Annotated in this window: 17 protein-coding genes; 9 read left to right on the forward strand and 8 right to left on the reverse strand. The window is 63.7% G+C overall.

Annotation, left to right across the window (positions count from 1 at the left end):
- From AC1DYS_RS19925 to AC1DYS_RS19935, 3 genes are all read right to left on the reverse strand, one after another.
- Complete coding sequence (locus AC1DYS_RS19925; protein ID WP_477902319.1) at positions 1-1,017, reverse strand: serine/threonine protein kinase; 1,017 nt, start codon at positions 1,015-1,017, stop codon at positions 1-3.
- Positions 1,018-1,051: 34 nt separating this feature from the next.
- Positions 1,052-1,774 (reverse strand): DUF2726 domain-containing protein, encoded by a 723-nt coding sequence (locus AC1DYS_RS19930; protein ID WP_477902321.1) that lies wholly within the window; start codon positions 1,772-1,774, stop codon positions 1,052-1,054.
- Between the two features lie 230 nt (positions 1,775-2,004).
- Positions 2,005-2,706 carry a GNAT family N-acetyltransferase gene (locus AC1DYS_RS19935; RefSeq protein WP_477902323.1) on the reverse strand — a complete coding sequence of 234 codons (702 nt, stop codon included), beginning with the start codon at positions 2,704-2,706 and terminating at the stop codon, positions 2,005-2,007.
- Between the two features lie 255 nt (positions 2,707-2,961).
- Here AC1DYS_RS19935 and rplM point away from each other — a divergent pair, with 255 nt between their 5' ends.
- From rplM to erpA, 5 genes are all read left to right on the forward strand, one after another.
- A complete protein-coding gene (gene rplM, locus AC1DYS_RS19940; protein ID WP_047488081.1) occupies positions 2,962-3,390 on the forward strand; it encodes a 50S ribosomal protein L13 in 429 nt (142 codons plus the stop codon).
- 9 nt (positions 3,391-3,399) lie between these two features.
- Positions 3,400-3,792, forward strand: coding sequence for a 30S ribosomal protein S9 (gene rpsI, locus AC1DYS_RS19945; RefSeq protein ID WP_047488085.1), 393 nt, complete (start codon positions 3,400-3,402; stop codon positions 3,790-3,792).
- Positions 3,793-4,004: 212 nt separating this feature from the next.
- Positions 4,005-4,667, forward strand: a complete 663-nt coding sequence (locus AC1DYS_RS19950; RefSeq protein WP_477902326.1) for a DUF6776 family protein — start codon at positions 4,005-4,007, stop codon at positions 4,665-4,667.
- A gap of 54 nt (positions 4,668-4,721) precedes the next feature.
- Positions 4,722-5,120 (forward strand): bactofilin family protein, encoded by a 399-nt coding sequence (locus AC1DYS_RS19955; RefSeq protein ID WP_047488093.1) that lies wholly within the window; start codon positions 4,722-4,724, stop codon positions 5,118-5,120.
- Between the two features lie 49 nt (positions 5,121-5,169).
- Entirely contained in the window at positions 5,170-5,547 is a 378-nt protein-coding gene (gene erpA / locus AC1DYS_RS19960) for an iron-sulfur cluster insertion protein ErpA (protein ID WP_047488096.1), read from the forward strand.
- Positions 5,548-5,608: 61 nt separating this feature from the next.
- Here erpA and AC1DYS_RS19965 read toward each other — a convergent pair whose 3' ends face one another.
- Together AC1DYS_RS19965 and AC1DYS_RS19970 are read right to left on the reverse strand one after the other, a co-directional pair.
- Positions 5,609-6,712: an anhydro-N-acetylmuramic acid kinase gene (locus AC1DYS_RS19965; RefSeq protein WP_477902329.1), complete on the reverse strand. Its 1,104-nt coding sequence runs from the start codon at positions 6,710-6,712 to the stop codon at positions 5,609-5,611.
- A 26-nt stretch (positions 6,713-6,738) separates the two neighbouring features.
- Positions 6,739-8,202, reverse strand: a complete 1,464-nt coding sequence (locus AC1DYS_RS19970; protein ID WP_477902331.1) for a peptidoglycan DD-metalloendopeptidase family protein — start codon at positions 8,200-8,202, stop codon at positions 6,739-6,741.
- 130 nt (positions 8,203-8,332) lie between these two features.
- Here AC1DYS_RS19970 and tyrS point away from each other — a divergent pair, with 130 nt between their 5' ends.
- The 3 genes from tyrS to dtd are packed head-to-tail and all read left to right on the forward strand — an operon-like array spanning position 8,333 to position 10,378.
- Positions 8,333-9,577 (forward strand): tyrosine--tRNA ligase, encoded by a 1,245-nt coding sequence (gene tyrS, locus AC1DYS_RS19975; RefSeq protein WP_477902333.1) that lies wholly within the window; start codon positions 8,333-8,335, stop codon positions 9,575-9,577.
- Positions 9,578-9,579: 2 nt separating this feature from the next.
- Positions 9,580-9,933, forward strand: coding sequence for a DUF5329 family protein (locus tag AC1DYS_RS19980; RefSeq protein WP_477902335.1), 354 nt, complete (start codon positions 9,580-9,582; stop codon positions 9,931-9,933).
- Position 9,934: 1 nt separating this feature from the next.
- Positions 9,935-10,378, forward strand: coding sequence for a D-aminoacyl-tRNA deacylase (gene dtd, locus AC1DYS_RS19985; protein WP_477902337.1), 444 nt, complete (start codon positions 9,935-9,937; stop codon positions 10,376-10,378).
- 117 nt (positions 10,379-10,495) lie between these two features.
- Here dtd and AC1DYS_RS19990 read toward each other — a convergent pair whose 3' ends face one another.
- The 3 genes from AC1DYS_RS19990 to AC1DYS_RS20000 form a co-directional block, all read right to left on the reverse strand.
- Positions 10,496-11,467: a tripartite tricarboxylate transporter substrate-binding protein gene (locus AC1DYS_RS19990; protein WP_477902339.1), complete on the reverse strand. Its 972-nt coding sequence runs from the start codon at positions 11,465-11,467 to the stop codon at positions 10,496-10,498.
- A gap of 118 nt (positions 11,468-11,585) precedes the next feature.
- On the reverse strand, positions 11,586-14,594 hold the full coding sequence (locus tag AC1DYS_RS19995) for an FAD-binding and (Fe-S)-binding domain-containing protein (RefSeq protein WP_477902341.1): 3,009 nt from the start codon (positions 14,592-14,594) through the stop codon (positions 11,586-11,588).
- On the reverse strand, positions 14,591-15,265 hold the full coding sequence (locus AC1DYS_RS20000) for a GntR family transcriptional regulator (RefSeq protein WP_477902343.1): 675 nt from the start codon (positions 15,263-15,265) through the stop codon (positions 14,591-14,593). The genes AC1DYS_RS19995 and AC1DYS_RS20000 overlap by 4 nt, the downstream gene beginning before the upstream one ends.
- A gap of 115 nt (positions 15,266-15,380) precedes the next feature.
- On the opposite strand from AC1DYS_RS20000, the gene AC1DYS_RS20005 reads away from it, so the two are divergent.
- Positions 15,381-16,625 carry a pyridoxal-phosphate-dependent aminotransferase family protein gene (locus AC1DYS_RS20005; RefSeq protein WP_477902345.1) on the forward strand — a complete coding sequence of 415 codons (1,245 nt, stop codon included), beginning with the start codon at positions 15,381-15,383 and terminating at the stop codon, positions 16,623-16,625.
- Positions 16,626-16,671 lie beyond the last annotated feature (46 nt).

Raw genomic sequence — 16,671 nt, forward strand, 5'->3', positions numbered from 1 at the left:
TCAGAGCGGCAGCCCGCCCAGTGCGGGTTGCCGCATCGACTCGAGCTGTTCGCGCATGCGGATGGTCTGCTCGCTCCAGTACGAACGGCCGCCGAACCACGGGAATGCAGCGGGAAATGCCGGGTCGGCCCAGCGGCGTGCGATCCAGGCGCTGTAGTGAATCATGCGCAGGGCGCGCAAGGCCTCGATCAACCGCAGCTGGCGCCAGTCGAAGTCCATGAAATCTTCGTAGCCTGAGAGAAGCGCATAGAGCTGGCGCTGCATCGTGTCTCGGTCGCCGGACAGCAGCATCCAGAGGTCTTGCACCGGCGGGCCCATCAGCGCGTCGTCAAGGTCGACGAAATGCGGGCCGGCCTCGGTCCATAACACGTTGCCGACGTGACAGTCGCCGTGCAAGCGAATCGGCTTGTACTGGCCTGCGTTCTCGAAGCAGCGTTTCACCTCGCCAAGCACCTCGTTGACGGCCTCCTTCCATGGGCCCTGCGCTTCGACGGCGATCATGCCGGAGGCCATCAGCCAATCTCGCGGGGCCTCGCCGTAGCTGTGGCTGTCGAGCGTCAGCCGATGTGCGAAAGGGGCACGAGCGCCCACGGCATGGATGCGTCCGATGAAGCGGCCGATCCACTCCAGTGTCGCGGTCTCTTCGATTTCGGGAGCGCGGCCGGACTGGCGTTCGCAGACGCTGAAGCGGTAGGGTTTGCCGTCGATGTTGAACGAGGGCAGCGTGCTGTCGCCGAACTTCGCCGGCGCGACCACGGGTATCTCGGCCACGACCAGTTCGGCTGCGAAAGCGTGCTCTTCAAGAATCTGCGCATCGCTCCAACGCCCTGGGCGATAGAACTTGGGCACCACCACGCGGCCGTCTTCCAGGAACACCTGGAACACGCGGTTCTCGTACGAGTTGAGTTGAATCAGGCGGCCGTCGCCGCGCAAGCCCACCGAATCCAGCGCATCGAGCACTGCCTCAGGAGTGAGCCCGGCGTAAGGAGTTTCAGCGGAATAGGGCGTATCGGGCATGGCGCATCGTACGCGCCGCTTCGCGATGCTGCGCTCAGTGGCGCGCGTTCGACGAGAGAGCAGGATTGTCGACAACAACCCCGCCAACATCGTCGCGGTCATCAGGATGCCCGCTGATCAAGGACGATGGGCGGTCCGACAGCGTGTTGCTGGCGAATTCGCTGGCGGCGAACGCGTCCAGGCGGCTGTCGGGCGCGAAGAAGGAGTCCTGGAACAGTGTGGAGTCTTGCCATAGCGCCGTTCGCTCGGCACGGCGGTTAGCGACCGTGCTGGCCAGGGTGTCGCGGGCTTGGTGGAGTGTGTGGGCAGGTTGCGGGGCGCGCGAAGCGGCACCACTGTGCGGCACCAGCAATTGCAGCTCGGCGACGGAAGGCAGGTGATCGGCTGGGCAGCGCAGGTAGCGAACCCGACAGGCCGACAGAACCGATTGCTTTATCTGTTGAATGCGATGCGAGTTTCCGCGCTCGGCATCGAGATCAATGGCGGCCAACACTCGGCCGTTCGCGCTGCAGATCGCGAAGGTCACATGGTTCGTGCCCAGCAGGTCGTACCAGAAGCGCACTTCGCTGGGATCTGTGGGTTGGCAGAAGCGAACCAATGGCAGCTTCGAAAGAATGATGTGATGAGGCAGCGCTTCACGCAGCAAGCGGTAGATGCGGCGCTCATCTGTGCTGAACACCGGCCGACCTGTCAGGGCCCACTCCACAGGAAGCGGTTTCGGCTTGGGCTTGCGTTCTTTCATCAGCAGAAAGACCAAGGCGACAGCCAGCGCAGCAACGGCGCCCAGTGCGGCCCAAGGAAGCCAGGGAAGGTTTGGCATGTTCACGACACGGACTCTGGTGAGCGTCGACCATGGCGCCGGTGGGATGCCTAGAAGGGGACGACTGACTTGGATGCTACCTTGCGCTTACAGCCGCATCCCATCCCCGACATGGGTGTGTGTCGGTTTCGTTAAAAACCTTGTCAATGATGGCGACAGAGGGAGCGCTACTCCGAAGCAGTACGGCCAGTTTCGCCCATGTGAGTCTTGACTTCGGACAACACATTCAACCAATCATTCAGGCGATGTGCGTGAACTTTGAGTTGGTAGTCAAACTCAGCAAAGTGCTGTCCGACGATCCCTCCAACCAGCGATGAAATGTTGTCCGGCGGCAGTTGCAACCACGCTTCAGCTTCAGGCCCGTCTCGATGCACGATCGCGCCCGCATTGCGGGCGATCTTGAGCATGGCAGTGTTCTCGCTCAGCGCGTGGATGAACAGGCGGTCGCAGCCCCGGTTGCGTGCATGCAGCATCGCGTGTTCAAACAGACGCGCTCCGTAACCTCGACCCCGAGCGCGCTTGATCACGGAGACGCCAAATTCGGCAGCAGTCCTGCTTTCCGCCGCCTCGCCGCCTGAAGCAGGCAAGTAAGCCAAGTGCGCCATGCTGATCAGCTCCAGGCGCCGATTGAAGATGCCAAAGACTTCGTCTCGATCGAAGTTCAGCGAATCGACATAGCGCTGGATCTGTTCATCAGTGGCGGGAAAGCCAAATCGTAGATAGCGATCGCTCTCGTCCAAGGAAAGAAGGTGGGTGGAGATTCGCTTGCGGTGACGCTTTGCCAGCGAACGAACCGGCACCCATGACGGCCTGATGCGTCCGCCGTTCGCGGCGGTGTGCCTGGGACTGGGAGTGCCCGACGAATCCATGCTGACCTCTATTGGTAGAAACCCTAATTCTAAGACGGCTGGACAAAGAGACGGGGAGATGTCTAACGGCCGATTGCTCTCCATCGCTGCAATTCGGCTACACTAGAAGGCTTTCCCGTTCGGCTCCTGGGAAAGAAATCGACTAGCCGGTGTTTGAGAGGCTGCCTGAAATAAGCAGCACCGAGATCGGAAGGCATGTCGATGATTGAGCCCTCCAGCCTCGCCCGCCAAGGGCAGGTTCATTGAAAGAAACTCATGAAGACCTTCAGCGCCAAGCCGGCCGAAGTGACGCACGAGTGGTTTGTGATTGACGCCACCGACAAGGTGCTCGGACGTGTTGCCAGCGAAGTGGCACTCCGTTTGCGCGGCAAGCACAAGGCCATTTATACGCCTCACGTCGATACCGGTGATTTCATCGTCGTCGTCAACGCAGACAAGCTCCGCGTGACCGGCAACAAAGCCACCGACAAGGTGTACTACCGTCATTCGGGTCACCCGGGCGGCATTCACGCCACGACCTTCAAGGACATGCAAGCCAAGCACCCCGGGCGCGCCCTGGAAAAGGCTGTCAAGGGCATGCTTCCGAAGGGTCCGTTGGGGTACGCGATGGTCAAGAAGCTGAAGGTGTATGCCGGTGGTTCCCACCCCCACACCGCCCAGCAGCCCAAAGCGCTGGAAATCTAAGGAGCGGTCATGATCGGAAATTGGAACTACGGAACCGGCCGCCGCAAATCTTCGGTGGCACGTGTCTTCATCAAGAAGGGCACCGGCCAGATTCTCGTCAATGGAAAGACCGTTGACGAGTACTTCGGGCGCCAGACCTCCATCATGGTGGTCAAGCAGCCCCTGGTGCTGACCTCGAACGATGGTGCGTTTGACGTCAAGGTCAACGTTCATGGCGGTGGCGAGTCGGGTCAAGCCGGGGCGGTACGCCATGGCATCACCCGTGCGCTGATCGACTATGACGAGACTTTGAAGCCCGCCCTCAAGCATGCAGGCTTCGTGACGCGTGACGCGCGCGAAGTCGAGCGCAAGAAGGTTGGTCTGCACGGTGCGCGTCGCCGCAAGCAGTTCAGCAAGCGCTGATCTTCGGAACCCTTCGGGGTTTTCGTGCAAAAAGGCCGCTTTCAGCGGCCTTTTTCATTTGGCGAGGTGGATGCACACACCTGCAAGGTTTGGTCACAGGATGTGGTCAAAGTGCACTTCTACAATCGCGCCTCAACAGCTGAATTGGCTCGATTGCCTCGCGAATGCGCTGGAAACTACTCCGCCGACGACTCTCGATCAGTGCACCGCGCATGATCGTTCGCAGTCATYTTCCATGGCCGTTGCGCTGGGTGGTGGTGGCGTTGGTATTTGGCTTTTCGGCGGCTCTGGCGTTGTGGGCTTTTGAGTTCGGCAAAAGCATTGCCGGGCTTGACCGGGACGCCAAGGTTGAATTGGCTCAACTAAGGGTGGAAGTGGCAAGGCTGCGTGAAGAACGCGAAGGCGCGCAGTCGATTGCCAACACAGCGCAAAGCCTCTTGAAAGCCGAAAAAGTGGCGCAGGAGCATTTGGCGCAGCAGATCAAGCAAATTGAATCCGAGAACTTGTCGCTTAAAGGCGACCTGGGCTTTTTCCAGCGGCTTTTGCCGGCCAACGCAGCCGAAGGCTTGAATGTTCGCGCACTGCAGGCAGAAGCTAAATCACCGGGGCACCTGAAGTTCCAGGTACTGATCATGCAAATAGGCCGCAATATTCCTGAGTTTGTCGGCCGCTACGACATCGTTCTGTCCGGCACACTCGGCGACAAGCCCTGGACGATATCGCAGCCGGGTGGGCCGAAGCTTCTGCAGGTCAAGCAGTCTGCGCGACTTGAGGGCATGGTCAATTACCCGGAAGAGGCGGTCGTCAAAACCGTACAGGTCAAAGTGACCGACAACCAGGGTGGCGTCAAAGCCACCCAGACAGTGAAGTTGTGAATACCTAGAGCGGATGCGCTAGGGTGAGCCGTCATTAACGCAAGGAGTCAGTACATGTTCGCAAAGAAGAAGCAGCCCCCCATTCGCACTTTGATTGGCGAGGGTACGGTCATTCGTGGCGAACTTCTGTTCACTGACGGCCTGCGCATCGATGGCGAAGTGCAGGGCGACGTGATCGCGAGCACACAGGAGCACAGCATCCTGGTCATCAGCGAAAAGGCCCGAGTCATCGGCAAGATCAAGGCTGGCCACGTGATCATCAACGGCCACGTCACAGGCCCGGTGCAGTCGACGGAGCTACTGGAGCTTCAGCCGAAGGCGGTGATCGTCGGTGACGTGAAATACGAAGCGCTCGAAATGCACCAAGGCGCAACCATCGACGGCGAGCTGCACCCCTTGAAAGCCGAAGAAAAGCCCGCACTCATTAAGTTGGCTGCTTCCGCTGCCGCTTGAAATTTCTCGGCGGGGTGGATAATCCGGCCATTGTCTGGAAGGATTTGCCATGAGTGCAGTTGCAAGCAATGTTCACGCTCCCGAGGCCGAAATGCCGCCGGTTCCGCTGGTCTTCACGGACAGCGCAGCTGGCAAGGTGAAGGAACTCGTCGACGAAGAGGGCAACCCCGACCTCAAGTTGCGGGTGTTCGTGCAAGGTGGCGGGTGCTCCGGCTTCCAATACGGTTTCACCTTCGATGAGATCGTCAACGAAGACGACACCCAGATGAGCAAGAACGGTGTCACGCTGCTGATCGACGCGATGAGCCTGCAATACCTGGCTGGCGCAGAGATCGACTACAAGGACGACCTGCAAGGCGCTCAGTTCGTCATCAAGAACCCGAACGCGACGACAACCTGCGGCTGCGGGTCCAGCTTCTCGGTTTGATCGTTCGGCGCTGAATCAAGGCCGCCTGCGGGCGGCCTTTTTCTATACCGCTGCAGAAATCTCACGCTGGGTAACAAGCGCCCAATACGCGCGGTCCCTCGGCACCAGTGACCGAACTCAGGTTCCCGGGCTCGCCGTGCATGTGCTTGTAGGCCAGCCAGGCAAATGCTGCGGCTTCGACGTGTTGCGCTGGCAGGCCACGGTCGTCAGTCAGGCGAACCGCCATGGTGGGCAGGTGGTGCTCTAGGCGCTGCATGAGGTGCTTGTTCAATGCGCCACCGCCGCACACCAGCAGTTCATGGGCCAATCCCGCATGCGCCATCACGGCTTGCGTGCAGGTGATTGCGGTCAGTTCGCACAGGGTGGCCTGCACGTCCTCGGGAGGGCACGCTTCGTCAAAGTGCTGCAGCCGACCACTCAACCAGTCGGCATTGAACAGGTCGCGCCCCGTGCTCTTCGGCGGCGCCGCTGCGAAATACGGCTCTTCGAGCAGCACGCTCAGCAGCGTTGGTTGAATGACTCCGCTGGCGCCCCACGCACCGTCGGCGTCGAAGCGTTGGCCCGTGTGACGTAGGCTCCAGAGATCCATCAGCACATTGGCTGGGCCACAGTCGAAGCCAGTGGTGTGCCCGTCAKCAAGCAGGGCGGTCAAGTTGCTGATGCCGCCCAGGTTGAGCACCGCACGGGTTTCGCCCGGAGTGCCGAAGAGTGCCCGGTGAAACGCGGCCACTAGGGGTGCCCCTTGGCCGCCGGCCGCCACGTCGCGGCTGCGAAAGTCAGCCACTACGGCGATGCCGCTGCGTTCGGCGAGCATGGCCGGGTTGTTGATCTGCCATGTGTAGCCAAGCCCCGGTCGGTGGCGGACGGTCTGACCATGGCTGCCGACGGCTCGAACCGCTCCGACTTTCACATTGGCGCGAACGAGAAGCTCGACCACCACTTCTGTGTAAAGGCCCGCCAGCGTGCTGGCGGCCAGGGCGGAGCGGTGCAGCTCATCTGGGCCCGACGTGTTCAGTGCCAGCAGTTCGTTGCGCAGTGGTTCGGGGAAGGCACGGTAAGCGTGCGACACCACCTTGAGCGAACCGCTCGACGAGAACTCGGCCAGCACGCCGTCTACGCCGTCGAGCGAGGTGCCCGACATCAAACCTGCAAACAATTCAGCCATCGCGGAATTGTGCAACGGCGCGGCGCTTATTCCACGTATGCCGTGCCCTGAGGCGCTGCCTCAGCGGCTTGCAACTGCTGGCGCAGCGACTGCGCCATCGTTGCAAACTGCGCCCGCGATGCCGCCGACAGCACGATCGCTTCAGAGGTCTTGGCAATGGCCAGCGGATCCTGATGCTGGCCCTTCACGCGAAACTCGAAGTGCAGATGCGGGCCGGTGGCCCAGCCCGTGGCGCCGACAGCGCCGATGCGCATGCCTTGCTCGACGTGTTGTCCCTTGCGCACCTCAATGCGGCTCAGGTGGCCGTACAGCGTGGTGCGGTCGTTGCTGTGACGAATCTGGATCACGTTGCCGTAGCCGTTCTGCCAGCCAGCGAAGTCGACGACGCCGTCGCCAACCGTTCGCACCGCCGTGCCGGTCGGGGCGCCGTAGTCCACTCCCAGATGGGCGCGCCAGTTTTGCAGGATGGGGTGAAAGCGCATCGAGAAGCCCGAGGTCACGCGCGAGAACTCCATCGGGCTGGCGAGAAACGCGCGGCGCTTGCTCTCGCCGTCGAAGCCGTAATAACCGCCCTTGCCGTTGCTGTCCTTGAACCACACGGCCGAGTAGTTGCGGCCGTTGCTGACGAATTCGGCGGCCAGCACGCGGCCGGAGGCCTGGTTCCAGGTGATGGGTTCTCCGTCGGCCGTCAGCGCTTCGTAGATGACGGTGAAGGTATCGCCCTTGCGCAGCTCGCGGTGGAAATCGATGTCGGTCGAGAACATGTCGGCCATTTGCGTGGCGATGGGGTCGGGGATGCGCGACTCATCGGTTGCCGCAAACAACGAGCTGCGGATGGTGCCGCTGCCCAGGCGAACCTGACTGTCCAACTCGGCCACTTCGATCTGTGCCTGCAAGGCGCCATCGACGCGCGACACACGCAAGCGCGAGAAGTGCGTGCCGAACTGCTCCGGGTTCTCGGCCGGGTAGCGGGCGACCAGCTCTTCCAGCTCGCCCGAGGCTGAGGTACGAACGCGAACCATCTTGCCCGCGCGTCCTTCGAGCAGCTTGCGTGCAGTCTTGTCACTGCGCAGATATGCCGCTGCGGCCGCGTCGGCCACATTGAGGCGGGCCAGCAGGCTGTCGGCCGTGTCGGCATTGCGGGTCAGGTCGCTGCGATAGAGCTCGATCGGGTGGCTGGCCAGCGTTTCGAGCTGCGACGGGATGTTCTCGGCAGTGACGATTTCCGTCACCAGGCGTCGCGGGAGGTCAGATGCATCGGGTGCGAGCGGCGCGATACCGAAGGCGGTGACGCCGAAGCCCATCAAGCCTGCGACCAGCACGCCGGTGAGCGTGCGCGGGTGCCGAGCGCCGATATCTGCAATGCGTGTGGGGACCTGAGCAGCTGCGCGTAATAGTGTTGCCAACGAACTCAATTTGTTCATGGAGCCGTGAGGCTCGTCTGCGAGCGCCGCGACGAGGGCAGCGCTCTGGTTGGTCTTGATGCTCACGGGGCGTCCACTAGAATCGTGAGCGCTTGGCGAGCCCCTGTTTCACGGGGTTGTCCGTTGGGTGCGCGGCAGTATAGCGGCCGCCCTTTTTCCTAATTTCCGGAAATCCCCCACGATTCCGAACGCTCTCATGTCCCAGTCCGAAACCCAGGCCACGCCCTCCAAGCACCGCGTCACCGACAAGGTCCTCGAAGCCCTGGCGATCAGCAAGCGCGGTTGCGACGAACTGTTGCCAGAAGCCGACTGGGTGGCCAAGCTGGCCAGATCAGTAGCAACCGGCGTGCCACTGCGCATCAAGCTCGGTCTCGACCCGACTGCCCCTGACATCCACATCGGGCATACCGTGGTCTTGAACAAGATGCGGCAACTTCAGGACTTGGGGCACACGGTGATCTTCCTGATCGGCGACTTCACGTCCATGATCGGCGACCCATCGGGTCGTAACACCACCCGCCCGCCGCTCACCCGCGAGCAGATCGAAGCCAACGCGCAGACCTACTACAAGCAGGCGAGCCTGGTGCTCGACCCCGCCAAGACCGAGATTCGCTACAACTCCGAATGGAGCGACCCGCTGGGTGCGCGCGGCATGATCCAGCTGGCGTCGCGCTACACCGTGGCGCGCATGATGGAGCGCAACGACTTTCACGAGCGCTTCAAGAGCGGCACGCCGATCAGCGTGCACGAGTTCCTCTACCCGCTGATGCAGGGCTACGACTCGGTGGCGCTGAAAAGCGACCTGGAACTTGGCGGGACCGACCAGAAGTTCAACCTGCTGGTGGGCCGCGCGCTGCAAAGCGAGTACGGCCAGGAGCCGCAGTGCATCCTGACCATGCCCCTGCTCGAAGGCCTGGATGGCGTCGAGAAGATGTCCAAGAGCAAGGGCAACTACATCGCGGTCACCGAGCCGGCGAACGACATGTTCGCCAAGCTGCTATCGATCAATGACGTGCTGATGTGGAAGTACTTCCAGCTGCTGAGCTTTCGCCCCGAGGCCGAGATTGCGAAGCTGAAGGCCGAGGTTGATGCCGGGCGCAACCCCAAAGACGCGAAGGTGCAGCTGGCCAAGGAGATCACCACGCGCTTCCACAACGCCTCCGCTGCTGAGGCTGCCGAAGCAGACTTCAACAACCGCGCCAAAGGTGGCGTGCCGGACGTGATCGACGAAGTCGCGCTCAGCGGTGCGCCGCTCGGCATCGGCGCCTTGCTCAAGCAGGCGGGGCTGGCGCCCTCGGGCAGCGAGGCGACGCGTCTGATCGATGGAAATGGCGTGCGCATCGATGGCAGCGTCGTCAGTGACAAGGGCTTGAAGCTTGCCGCCGGCACCTACGTCGTGCAGGTCGGCAAGCGCAAGTTCGCGCGCGTCACCCTGAGCTGAGCATGCGCCGGCGCAGCGTGCTGATGGCGGCGCTGCTCGGCGCGGCCTCTTCGTGGGCTGCGCCGCCGCCCGCCGAACGGGCGCGCATCGAGCGGCTGATCGACTTTGTCGAAGCGCAGAAAGACATTCGCTTCGTGCGCAACGGAAACGACTATTCGGCCAAGGATGCGGGCAAGTTCTTGCGTGGCAAGTTCGACAAGATGGGTGAGCACGTCAACACGGCGCAGCAGTTCATCGAGCAGATCGCATCCAAGTCGAGCACCAGCGATGAGCCGTATGTCATCCGTTTCACCGACGGGCGCGAGATGCCGGCCGCCAAGTTCCTCAGCGACGAGCTGAAGCGAATGGATCGCTGACGTGCTGGCGCTGATTCAGCGAGTGAAGCAGGCGCGCGTCGAAGTCGCGAGCCAGGTCATCGGCGCCATGGACCAAGGCCTGCTGGTATTCGTGTGCGCCGAACCGGCCGACACCGACGCGATCGCCGACAAGCTTGTCGCCAAGCTGCTCAAGCTGCGCATCTTCTCGGACGAAGCCGGCAAGATGAACCGCAACGTCGTCGACGTCCAAGGCGGCCTGCTGATCGTCAGCCAGTTCACACTCGCTGCCGACACATCGGCCGGCAACCGACCCAGCTTCACCGGTGCGGCACCCGCAGAACTCGGGCGACGCCTCTACGAACGCGTGCTGACGACGGCGCGTGCCCAGCACCCCGTGGTGGCTGCCGGCGAGTTCGGCGCCGACATGCAAGTGCACCTCGTCAACGACGGCCCCATCACCATCCCCATCACGCTACGCAGCTAACGCGCACACGCGCGAGCGAAGCAACGCGCCCCTCAAGCAACAACGCACGGAACGGGCTCTGCCCGGCCGTCGCGTTGGCGCCCCTCGGGGGCAGGAGCGAAGCGACTGGGGGGCTAATTAATCAGCGTATTGGCCGTTGGCCTTGATGATCGGCGACCACTTGTTGATCTCGGCCTCGACGAACTTCTTGTGCTCTGCCGGGTTCACGCGTGCGTCGGAAGCGACCACGGCTCCAAGCGATTCTTCGTTCTTGATGAAGGTGCCGTCTTTCAGGGCCACCTTCAGTGCGGCGTTGATCTTGTCGAGCACAGGCTTGGGCGTGCCCTTCGGGGCGTACAGCGCATGCCAGATGGTCACGTTGAAGCCCTTGAGGCCCGCCTCGTCGAGCGTGGGCAACTTGGCCAGCGCCGGAATGGCGAGGCGCTTGGTGGTGGTCACCGCGAAGGCCCTCACCTTGCCGGCTTCGATCTGGCCGGTGGTGTTGGTGGTCTGGTCGCACATGATGTCGACTTGCCCGCCCAGCAGGTCGTTCATCGCCGGCGCCGTGCCCTTGTAAGGCACCGGGGTCATGTCGGCTTTCAGCGTGCTCTGCAGCAGCATGCCGCAGAGGTGAGAGGCCGAGCCCACGCCGGCGTTCGCGATGTTGACCTTGCCCTTGTTGGCCTGGATCCAGGCGGAAAGCTCGGTGAAGGTCTTGGCTTCCAGTGTCGGACGGCTGATCAACGTCATCGGCACTTCGTTGATGAGGCCGAGGAACTCGAAGTCTTCGAGCGGCTTGAACTGCAGGTTGCGGTACAGCGCCGGCGAGGTCGCCATGCTGATGTGTGTGATCAGCAGCGTGTAGCCGTCGGGTGCGGCCTTGGCCACCTTGGCGCTGCCGAGCGTGCCGCCCGCGCCGGCCACGTTGTCGATCACCACGGTCTGGCCGCCCAGCGGCTTGCGCACGGCCTCGGCGAAGTCGCGAGCCACCTTGTCGGTGGGGCCGCCAGCCGCGAACGGCACCACGACCGTGACGGTCTTTTCCGGGTATTCAGCGAAGGCGCTGGTGACTGCGAGCGGGGCCAGCAGGGTGAGCAGAAGGCGCTTCATGGGGCTTCCTTTCGGGGAGCAATCTGTATGGACGGCATCCATTGTCGATAGCCCCGGCGCCCGCGCCATGACGGAAACTACGTAAGACTCCCCACGCCTTGTGGGGGCTCTGGGCAGGTCAGGCCAGGTGGTCGGCGAGCACGCGTGCCACGTGTTGCGCTTCGCGGGCGATGCCGTCGGCGATCTGGTGGCGGCAGCTCGCGCCGTCGGCCACGATCAACGCGTCGGGCGCGGCACGTACAGCGGGCAGCAAGCTCAGCTCAGCCATCTGCATCGACACCGCGTGATGCTCGACCTCGTAGCCAAAGCTGCCGGCCATGCCGCAGCACGAACTCTCGATCAGCTCGGGTGCGGCTCCTGGGATCAGCTTCAGCACGTCCATCACCGGCTGCATTGCACCGAAGGCCTTCTGGTGGCAATGGCCATGAACGCGCATCGCCTGCGTTGCCGGCTTGAGCGTGGGCGCAAAGCGGCCGGCCTTGGCTTCGCGGGCAAGAAACTCCTCGAACATCAAGGCCTGCTGCGAGACCGCCTGCGCTGCATCGCCCAGCCCCATCACCAGCGTTTCATCGCGCAGCGACAGCAGGCACGAAGGCTCGAGGCCGACGATGGCGATGTCGTGCTGCGCAAACGGCAGCAGCACGTCAATCAACTCACGCGCACGCGCCTTGGCCTCGTCGACCATGCCGGTCGACAGATAGGTGCGGCCGCAGCACAGGTGGCCGCTCTGGCCGGCTGGCCGCTGTGGCACGTGCACGGCATAGCCGGCGGCCTGCAGCACACGGACCGCGGCACTCGCGTTCTCCGTCTCGAAGGTCCCGTTGAAGGTGTCCACCCACAGCACCACCGCCTTGGGCGCGGCCAACGCCTCCGTGGCGCTTGCCAGGCGCAACGAGCCTGCAACGTTCCAGAAGGTGTCGCGGCGCCAGCGCGGCAAGCTGCGGCGTGCCGAGAAGCCGAGCAGGCGTTCGCCCAGGCGCGCCAGCAGCGGCAAGCGGTTGCGCAGGTTCAGCAACGCCGGAAAGCGGCTGGCGATGTGGCCATACCGCGGCAGATGGGCGATCACGCGGTCGCGCAGCGTGTGGCCGTGGCGCGCCTTGTAGTGCGCGGTGAATTCGGTCTTCATGCGCGCCATGTCGACGCCGGTCGGGCAATCGCGCTTGCAGCCTTTGCAGCCGACGCACAGGTCGAGCGCTTGCTTGACCGGCTCGTCGGTGAACGCGTCGGGCCCCAGCTGGCCGGAGAGCGCCAGGCGAAGCGTGTTCGCGCGACCACGCGTGAGGTGCTGTTCGTCGCGCGTCACGCGGTAACTGGGGCACATGGTCCCGGCGTCGAACTTTCTGCAGTGGCCGTTGTTGTTGCACATCTCCACCGCCTTGGCGAAGCCGCCGGTGGTGTCGCCGCCGGTGCCGGGCGCGGTGGTGGTCTCAGTCGCCGGATCGTTCTGCACGTTCCAAGCGGACCAGTCGAGCACCGGCTTCAGCGGGATGGTGCGGTAGCTCGGTGGGAAGCGGAACAGGCTCGCCTCGTCCATCTTCGGCGGGTCGATGATCTTGCCGGGGTTGAGCAGGTGCTCGGGGTCGAGGTGGTTCTTGATCGCGCGGAACGCATCGTCGATGCGCGGGCCGAACTGCCAGCGGATCCACTCGCCGCGGCACAGCCCATCGCCGTGTTCGCCGCTGTAGGCGCCCTTGTACTTGCGCACCAGCACGGCAGCCTCTTCGGCGATCTGGCGCATGTGCTTCGCGCCGTCTCGCCGCAAGTCGAGGATCGGCCGCACATGCAGTGTGCCGACCGAGGCATGCGCATACCAGGTGCCGCGTGTGCCGTGGCGCTGGAACACTTCGGTCAGGCCGTCGGTGTACTCGGCCAGGTGTTCGAGCGGCACCGCGCAGTCTTCGATGAAGCTCACCGGCTTGCCGTCGCCCTTCAGGCTCATCATGATGTTGAGGCCGGCCTTGCGCACTTCCCACAGTGCCTTCTGCGGCGTTTCGTCGGGCATCTCGACCACGCTGCCCGGGAGACCCAGGTCGCCCATCAGCTCGACCAGCGATTGCAGCTGGCGTAGCAGCGCAGTCTTGTCTTCGCCGCTGAACTCGACCAGCAGGATCGCCTCGGGTACGCCGATCAGCGCCTTTTCGATCACCGGTCGGAAGGCGGGGTTCGCGCGCGAGAGCTCGATCATCGTGCGGTCGACCAGCTCCACCGCGCTCGGCCCGAGCTTCACGATGTGCTGCGCCGAATCCATTGCCGTGTGAAAGCTCGTGAAGTTGACGACACCCAGCACCTTGGCACGCGGCAGCGGCGCGAGCTGGAGCGTGAGGCTGCGCGTGACCGCGAGCGTGCCCTCAGCGCCCACCAGCAGGTGCGCCAGGTTCACGCTGCCATCGCTCGTGTACGGCCGCTCGCTGCGCGGGCGGAAGATGTCGAGGTTGTAGCCGGCCACACGGCGCAGCACTGTCGGCCAGCGCTCGTCGATTTCTGGCGCGAGCGAGTCGGCCAGGCCGCGCACGTACTCGGCGATGGCACGCTCTTTCGCACCGAGCGTGGCCAACGGGCCGAAGGACACGCTGCTGCCGTCGGCCAGCCACGCGTCGGCACCGACCACGTTGTGCACCATGTTGCCGTAGGCAATGCTGCGGCTGCCGCACGAGTTGTTGCCCGCCATGCCGCCCAGGGTGGCCTGTGCGCTGGTCGATACGTCCACCGGGTACCACAGGCCGTGCGGCTTGAGCTGGGCGTTCAGGTGGTCGAGCACGATGCCGGGCTCGACCACGGCCATGGCTTTATCGAGGTCGAGCGACAGCACCTTGCGCAGGTGCTTGCTGAAGTCCATCACCAGTGCGGGGCCGGTGGTCTGGCCGCACTGCGAGGTGCCTCCGCCGCGTGGCAGCAAGGGGGCCTTGGTGTCGCGGGCGATGGCGAGCGCGGTGGCCACGTCCTGCGCAGTCTTGGGCACGAAAACGCCCAGCGGCATGATCTGGTAGATCGACGCATCGGTGGCGTAGCGGCCGCGCGAGGCGGCGTCGAACATCACCTCGCCTTCGGTTTCCTTGGCGAGGCGCCGGGCCAGTTCGGCGGTGTCCGGGGCAACACGCATCACGTCGGCAGGCAGCGGGGCGTTCATGCCTGGGCCTGGCCTGCGCGCATCAGCTCCAGCACCGCATCGCGCTTGTGCTCCAGGTGCTGGGCCATCAGTTCGCGCAGCGCGTTCGCATCGCGCTGCGCCAGCAGTTCGACCATGCGTTCGTGTTCCTTCACGGCGCGCTTCCACTTGGCCTCGTCGACGTTGGATCGAAAGCGCATCGCCTGAAGGCGCGCATTCACCGTACGCCAGGTTTGCGTGAGCACCGGGTTGCGCGCGGCTGCGTTGATCAGCGTGTGGATCTGCGCGTTGATGCTGTAGTAGGTGGGCAGGTCACGCCGCGTGTAGGCGGCCAGCATCTCGTAGTGCAGTGCGCGGATTTCGGCGAGCTCATCGTCGGTGATGCGCTGTGCCGCCAATGCGCCGGACTGGCCTTCGAGCCCTGCGATCACCTCGAAGGTGTCGGCCACGTCTTGCTGCGACATCTGTGCCACCACGGCGCCACGGTTGTGCAGCAGCTCGACCAGGCCCTCGGCCGCCAGCATCTTGATGGCTTCGCGCAGCGGTGTGCGCGACACGTGCAGCGACTCGCTCAGCTCCCGCTCGTTCAGCTTGGCACCCGGTGCCAGGTGGCCTTCGACGATGCGCTGGCGCAAGCGCACAGCGACCTCCTGGTGCAGCACCTGCCGCGGAATGGAAATGATCTCTGCCATGGAAAAGCCTGACCGTATGCAAACCGGATGGGTAGATTTGTGGTTCCAGTATAGATGAGCTTTGTTGACAAATGAATTTTGTATGCAAAACTAGGCGCTCGTTACGGAGAACCTCATGCTGCCTCTCGACAACCACCCCAGTGGCCGCCACTTCCTGCAGATCCCCGGCCCGAGCCCCGTGCCCGACCGCATCCTGCGGGCGATGAGCCTGCCCACCATCGACCACCGTGGTCCCGAGTTCGGCGTGCTCGGCCTCAAGGTGCTCGACGGCATCCGCCAGATCTTTCGCACCAGGCACCCGGTCGTGATCTACCCGGCTTCGGGTACCGGCGCGTGGGAAGCTGCGCTTGTCAACGTGCTGAGCCCAGGCGACGCGGTGCTGATGTTCGAGACCGGCCACTTCGCTTCGCTGTGGCAGAAGATGGCCCTGCGCCTTGGCATCAAGCCCGAGTTCCTGAGCCTGCCAGGTGTCGATGAGGCCACCGGCCTGCCGGTGAGCTGGCGCCACGGCGTCGATGCCGAAGTGATCGAGAAGCGCCTGCGCGCCGACACGGGCCATGCCATCAAGGCCGTGTGCGTGGTGCACAACGAGACCTCCACCGGCGTCACCTCCGACATCGCCTCCGTGCGCCGCGCGATCGACGCGGCCAAGCACCCCGCGCTGCTGCTCGTCGACACCATCTCGGGCCTGGCCAGCGCCGAGTACAAGCACGACGAGTGGGGTGTCGACGTCACCATCAGCGGCTCGCAGAAGGGCTTGATGCTGCCGCCGGGCATCAGCTTCAACGCGCTGTCGCCCAAGGCCATCGAGGCCAGCAAGTCGGCCAAGCTGCCGAAGGCCTTCTGGGCCTGGGACGAGATCGTCGAGATGAACAAGAGCGGCTACTGGCCCTACACGCCCAACACCAACCTGCTCTACGGGTTGAGCGAAGCGCTCGACATGCTGCTACAGCAGGGTCTGGATGCCGTGTTCGCGCGCCACCAACGCTGGGGCCAAGGCGTGCGCAACGCAGTGCAGGCCTGGGGCTTGCCGATCCAGTGCGCCGACCCGGCGGTTTATTCGCCAGTACTCACCGGCGTGATCACGCCGGTCGGTGTCGATGCAGACCAGGTTCGCAAGCTGATCCACGACCGGTTCGACCTGTCGCTCGGCACCGGCCTCGGCAAGGTGAAAGGCCGCATGTTCCGCATCGGCCACCTCGGTGACTGCAATGACCTCACGCTGATGGCGGCGCTCTCGGGTGTCGAGATGGGGCTGAAGCTTTCCGGCGTGTCGCTGACGGGCAGCGGTGTGCAGGCGGCGATGGATTTCTTCGCGTCGCATCCGCAACAACGGGTGGCGTTGAAGGCAGCCGCCTGACCGCTCCTATCATCGGGACGTAACTGACCCCAACCTTGCTGACCAG

The organism is Rhizobacter sp. P2_G4 (assembly GCF_056403575.1).